The sequence below is a fragment of the Xenorhabdus khoisanae genome (assembly GCF_001037465.1).
GTDB lineage: Bacteria > Pseudomonadota > Gammaproteobacteria > Enterobacterales > Enterobacteriaceae > Xenorhabdus > Xenorhabdus khoisanae.
Window position 1 is genome coordinate 1 of sequence record NZ_LFCV01000203.1, and the last position, 5,784, is coordinate 5,784.

Here is a 5,784-nt window from a genome sequence, read left to right on the forward strand (position 1 = left end):
ACTACTTCCTTCCACTATTTAAATACTGTTTTTAATAAAACGTATAAATAGTTTCACATTAATGAGCACAGCAACGTGCTCATTTTAGTTCTTATCAATATCGTTACAACGATCACAATTACTTACTTATCGGTGGCTTTTTCTTATTTTTCAATTAAAAATAAGTCATGTCAATAATGAAAAGTCTCCAATAATATTTACTACAAATAGGTGAGCACCATGGGTATATTTAGTTACTTACAGCGTTTGGGAAAAGCACTCATGCTCCCGATCGCTTCGCTTCCAGTCGCCGCGTTACTACTGCGGCTCGGTCAACCAGACGTATTCAATATCGCTTTTATTGCCAGTGCAGGTGGCGGAATTTTTGAAAACCTGCCCCTATTATTTGCGCTGGGGATCTCTGTCGGTCTGGCGAAAGATAACAGTGGAGCAGCGGCTCTCGCGGGCGTCGTTGGCTTTTTTATTCTGACAAAAGCAACCGCCGTTATTGATCCTAAAATCAATATGTCATTCTTTGCTGGTATTATTTCAGGGATTGTTGCCGGCCACTGTTATAACCGCTTTTCTGAAACCCAATTACCCGAGTTTTTGGCGTTTTTCGCGGGTAAGCGTTTAGTTCCCATTATAACCGGAATTATTTGCCTCTTCCTTGCATGGGTTTGTGGTCATATCTGGCCATATGTACAACATGGTATTGATAATTTCAGCCTCTTAGTATCAAAAAGTGGGATGGCAGGATGGTTTGCTTATGGTGTTCTTAATCGCTCCCTGATTCCGTTTGGCCTGCACTATATCCTACATTCCGTTTTCTGGTTCAGCTTAGGTGATTGTATAAAAATCACTTACGATCTGGCAGACTCGATACATAATATCTGTTTGGCTCCTGATGTAGCACGCTCACTCACTATTGGAGCAGCTATACCCGGAATAGAGGGTTCAAATATCACTCAAATAGCGACTGACCTCGCTCGTGGTGATCTCAATCGTTTCTTTGCGGGTGATCCCAATGCGGGGGTCTATATGGCATGGGCCTATCCAATCTTTATGGGTGGATTGCCTGGTGCTGCCTTAGCCATGTATCTGGCTGCGCCAAAAGCGCGTCGCCCTCAAATTGGTGGGATGCTATTTTCCGTCGCGTTAACATCATTCCTGACCGGTATCACTGAACCAATAGAGTTTTCATTCCTGTTCTTAGCGCCCGTATTATATGTCTTACATGCAATTCTTGCGGGCGTTAGCATGGTAATTACAAACTCTTTAGGCGTCTTGCACGGCTTTGGTTTCTCCGCTGGCCTTATTGACTTTGGATTGAATTGGGGATTAGCAACAAAACCATGGATATTGATCCCTCTCATTATCTTATTCTTTGTTATCTACTTCGTTGTCTTTACCTTAATGATCCGTGTTTTCAACCTGAATACGATAGGCAGAGAAGAAGCAGATTCTGATAAAGCAACTTCTGCATCTCAGGATAAAGAAGCGATCACACATTATATCAGTGCCCTCGGTGGAGCTAATAATATTCGCACTGTTGATGCTTGTATCACTCGGCTCCGTTTAACGGTAGAAGACAATACCCGATTAGATGAGGCTCAATTGAAGAAATTAGGGGCTAAAGGCGTCTTAAAAATAGGTAAGCAGAGTATCCAAGTCGTCCTCGGTCCACAAGCTGAAAGCATCGCTGAACAAATCAAAGTTCAGTTGAAACCAAGTTACGCAGATAAAACTGAGTAAGTTCTCTCTATAAAGATAAAAAGGAACGTAATCACGTTCCTTTTTATCATAACGTACATATACCATCTGTTTGTTTTAAAATATAAATAATTACAAAAACTTATTTAAAATAATAAAAAAACATACTTTAAAAACCCATCCAAAGTCATTAAATGCGCTGAAAAAAGCTAAAAAACTAGCCATAACGACGATCTTATTTTAAAATTGAAAATATCTTTCTGTTTTAAATGGAACAAAGTCCCATACAGAACAGGTATGATGTGCAATTTTACCCTACCGCTATCACGCATCACATTGATATCTCTGATATCACATAGACGTGCATAGACTTACATAATTAAATTAACAAATGACTTTTAAGAGGTATTCATGAGGCTGATCCCCCTAACAACAGCAAGTGACGTTGGTCGATGGTCTGCTCACTATATTGTTAGTAAAATCAATGAGTTTAATCCAACTGCTGAACGTCCTTTCGTACTTGGGCTTCCTACAGGCAGCACACCACTAACAACCTACAATGAGCTGATATCCCTGTATCAAGCCGGAAAGGTGAGTTTTAAACACGTTGTGACATTTAATATGGATGAATACATCGGTCTGCCTGAAAACCATCCTCAAAGCTATCACTCTTTTATGCACCAAAACTTCTTCAATCACATTGATATTCCAACTGAAAATATCAATTTGTTAAACGGAAATGCACCGGATATTGATGCTGAATGCCAGCGTTACGAAAATAAGATCAAATCTTATGGAAAAATCCATTTATTCATGGGAGGAGTCGGTAATGATGGGCACATCGCTTTTAATGAACCTGCATCTTCTCTTTCTTCACGCACACGCATCAAAACACTGACCATTGAAACCCGGACAGCCAATTCTCGTTTTTTCAACAATGATGTGGAGCAAGTCCCCAAATATGCATTAACCGTTGGTGTTGGCACGTTAATGGATGCCGAGGAAATCATGATCCTGGCAACCGGGATGAATAAAGCCCAAGCTCTGCAAGCTGCCATAGAAGGGAATATCAATCATATGTGGACAATCAGTTGCCTCCAGATGCATCCAAAATCTCTTATCGTTTGTGATGAACCTGCAACGATGGAACTGAAAGTGAAAACAGTGAAGTATTTTCGCCAACTGGAAACCGACATTATCAATGAATTTGCCAGCTAAACTTATTTAGTCAAAGTGTAGGAAACCAATATGTACGCATTAATCAACGGCATCATTTATACCGGATATGACAGGCTCGATAACCACGCGGTTATCATTGCGGACGGTTTGATTAAACAGGTTTGTCCGGTAAATGAGTTGCCAGAAGAGATTGAGAAACACGATTTACACGGCGCGAACCTCACTCCCGGATTTATTGACCTACAAGTGAATGGTTGTGGTGGCGTTCAATTTAATGAGCAATTGGACAATATTTCAGAAGGTACTCTGCATACCATGCAGAAAACCAATCAGCTCTACGGTTGTACCAGTTTCCTCCCTACCCTCATCACCAGCCCCGATGAGTTGATGATAAAAGCCATTGAAGTGATGCGCTCCTATCTGAAAAAAAATCCCAATCAGGCATTGGGGCTACATCTGGAAGGGCCTTATCTGAACCCAATCAAAAAAGGAACTCACAATGCCGCCTATATCCGTAAGCCAACACCGGAAATGGTCAATTACCTATGCCATAACGCGGATGTCATCACGAAGATTACCCTCGCCCCCGAAATGGTGGAGAGCAAATATATTCGGCAGTTAGCCGAAGCAGGTATTGTTGTTTCTGCTGGTCATTCCAATGCGACTTATGAAGAAGCGCGTCATGGTTTCCAAAATGGTATTACTTTCTCTACTCACTTATATAATGCTATGCCCGCCATTTCTGGTCGCCAGCCGGGGTTAATCAGCGCCATTTATGATTCATCGGAAGTCTATGCCGGCATTATCTGTGATGGGATGCATGTATCATGGCCAAATATCCGCAATTCCAAGCGATTGAAAAATGAAAAACTTATTTTAGTCACAGATGCCATTCTTCCTGCCGGGCTTGCTCCTGATGCAATGGAACAATTTACCTTTGCAAATAAAACAATATATTATCGAAATGGTTTATGTGTTGATGAAAATGGAACTCTGAGCGGCTCATCAGTCACAATGATTGATTGTGTCAAAAATAGTGTTGAACAGGTTGGTATTGCTTTGGATGAAACGTTGCGGATGGTAACGCTTTACCCAGCTCGGGCAATCGGTGTTGATAAATACCTCGGCACGATTGAACCCGGCAAGGTAGCGAATCTGACTGCATTTACTCACGGTTTCAACATCTGCAAAACCATTGTTAACGGAAATGAAGTCAAACTATCGTGAGTATCAAGATTGATGAGTAATGAAAACGCACAAAAGCAAATCGGTAATATTGATCTAGTCAAGCAGCTAAATGGGGCTGTGGTCTATCGGCTAATTGATCAGCATGGGCCAATATCACGCATTCAAATTGCAGAAGAAAGCCAGCTTGCCCCCGCCAGCGTAACAAAAATTACTCGTCAGCTATTGGAACGCGGCTTGATAAAAGAAGTCGAACATCAGGCCTCCACTGGAGGAAGACGCGCGATTTCTATTATCACCGAAAGCCGCCATTTCCATACGATTGGAATTCGGCTTGGGCGCCATGATGCAACTTTGGCGCTGTTTGACATGAGTGGTAAAACGCTAGTAGAAGAGCGCTATCCTGTACCGGAGAATACTCAGCAGGAAGTTGAGAAACGGATTATTTCTGCCATCGAGAATTTCATCGACAAAAATCAGCGCAGGCTGCGTGAATTAATTGCAATTTCAGTGATCCTTCCTGGCTTGGTTGACCCGGATGAAGGGGTTATCCGTTATATGCCGCATATTAAGGTAGATAACTGGCCTCTGGTGAAAAATCTAAAGGATCATTTCAATACTTTCTGTTTTATTGGGCATGATATTCGCAGCCTTGCATTAGCTGAAAATTACTTTGGGGCAACTCGTGACTGTGAGGATTCCATTCTAGTACGCATCCACCGTGGGACGGGTGCTGGTGTTATCGTCAACAACAATATCCTGCTCAACAAACGTGGCAATATGGGCGAGATAGGGCATATTCAAATCGAGCCGTTGGGTGAACGCTGTCATTGCGGTAATTTTGGTTGTCTGGAAACTATCGCTTCTAACTCAGCAATAGAAGCCAGAGTACAGCATCAGTTGCGTCAAGGCTTTCCAAGCCAGCTCACCCTGAATAACTGCAACATTCACGCCATTTGCCTCGCGGCCAATGCAGGTGACCTGTTAGCTACAGAAGTCATCAGGCAAGTAGGACACTACCTTGGTAAAGCTATTTCTATAGCGATTAACTTATTTAATCCCCAGAAAGTCGTTATTGCAGGAGAAATAACCGAAGCAGAGCAGATTTTGCTTCCGGCTATACAGAGTTGTATCAATACGCAAGTATTACAAGCGTTTCGTGAAGATCTTCCTGTTGTCGTTTCCGAGCTAAATCACTGCTCTGCTATTGGCGCATTTGCGCTAACAAAACGCGCTATGCTTAATGGTGTACTGTTACAACATCTTCTTGGGGGATAACATCAGCCATTCTTGTCGGTAAAGTCAGCAAAATGATTATAAGACAGACAAATGAACGCTTTTGTGCATATTTCTTTAAAAAAGCAGTTGACGCATCTCTCTGATATACGCATAATTCGCCCCGCACCGCCGATGAAGGCAAAGCGAAAGATGGCTACGTAGCTCAGCTGGTTAGAGCACAGCACTCATAATGCTGGGGTCACAGGTTCGATTCCCGTCGTAGCCACCATCTTTGCGGGAGTGGCGAAATTGGTAGACGCACCAGATTTAGGTTCTGGCGCCGCAAGGTGTGCGAGTTCAAGTCTCGCCTCCCGCACCATTTTCTTTATCGGTTTGTACTTAAAATGTGTTTAATGACGATTTTAAGTTTTAGTGTGTTTTTTCAGGTGGGGTATCGCCAAGCGGTAAGGCACCAGGTTTTGATCCTGGCATGCCCTGGTTCGAATCCAG

4 protein-coding genes and 2 tRNA genes are annotated in these 5,784 nt (G+C 42.6%); all 6 read left to right on the top strand.

Annotated elements, in window-relative coordinates:
• Nucleotides 1-219: 219 nt before the first annotated feature.
• The 6 genes from nagE to AB204_RS20030 all read left to right on the top strand — a co-directional run bounded on the left by nagE (nucleotide 220) and on the right by AB204_RS20030 (nucleotide 5,653).
• Nucleotides 220-1,734: an N-acetylglucosamine-specific PTS transporter subunit IIBC gene (nagE, locus tag AB204_RS20005; protein WP_047965148.1), complete on the top strand. Its 1,515-nt coding sequence runs from the start codon at nucleotides 220-222 to the stop codon at nucleotides 1,732-1,734.
• A 369-nt stretch (nucleotides 1,735-2,103) separates the two neighbouring features.
• Nucleotides 2,104-2,910, top strand: a complete 807-nt coding sequence (gene nagB / locus AB204_RS20010) for a glucosamine-6-phosphate deaminase (protein WP_047965149.1) — start codon at nucleotides 2,104-2,106, stop codon at nucleotides 2,908-2,910.
• A gap of 30 nt (nucleotides 2,911-2,940) precedes the next feature.
• A complete protein-coding gene (nagA, locus tag AB204_RS20015) occupies nucleotides 2,941-4,098 on the top strand; it encodes an N-acetylglucosamine-6-phosphate deacetylase (protein WP_047965150.1) in 1,158 nt (385 codons plus the stop codon).
• A 12-nt stretch (nucleotides 4,099-4,110) separates the two neighbouring features.
• Nucleotides 4,111-5,334 (top strand): DNA-binding transcriptional regulator NagC, encoded by a 1,224-nt coding sequence (gene nagC, locus AB204_RS20020; protein WP_047965151.1) that lies wholly within the window; start codon nucleotides 4,111-4,113, stop codon nucleotides 5,332-5,334.
• A gap of 152 nt (nucleotides 5,335-5,486) precedes the next feature.
• Nucleotides 5,487-5,563, top strand: a tRNA-Met gene (locus AB204_RS20025).
• A 5-nt stretch (nucleotides 5,564-5,568) separates the two neighbouring features.
• A tRNA-Leu gene (locus AB204_RS20030) sits at nucleotides 5,569-5,653 on the top strand.
• Nucleotides 5,654-5,784 lie beyond the last annotated feature (131 nt).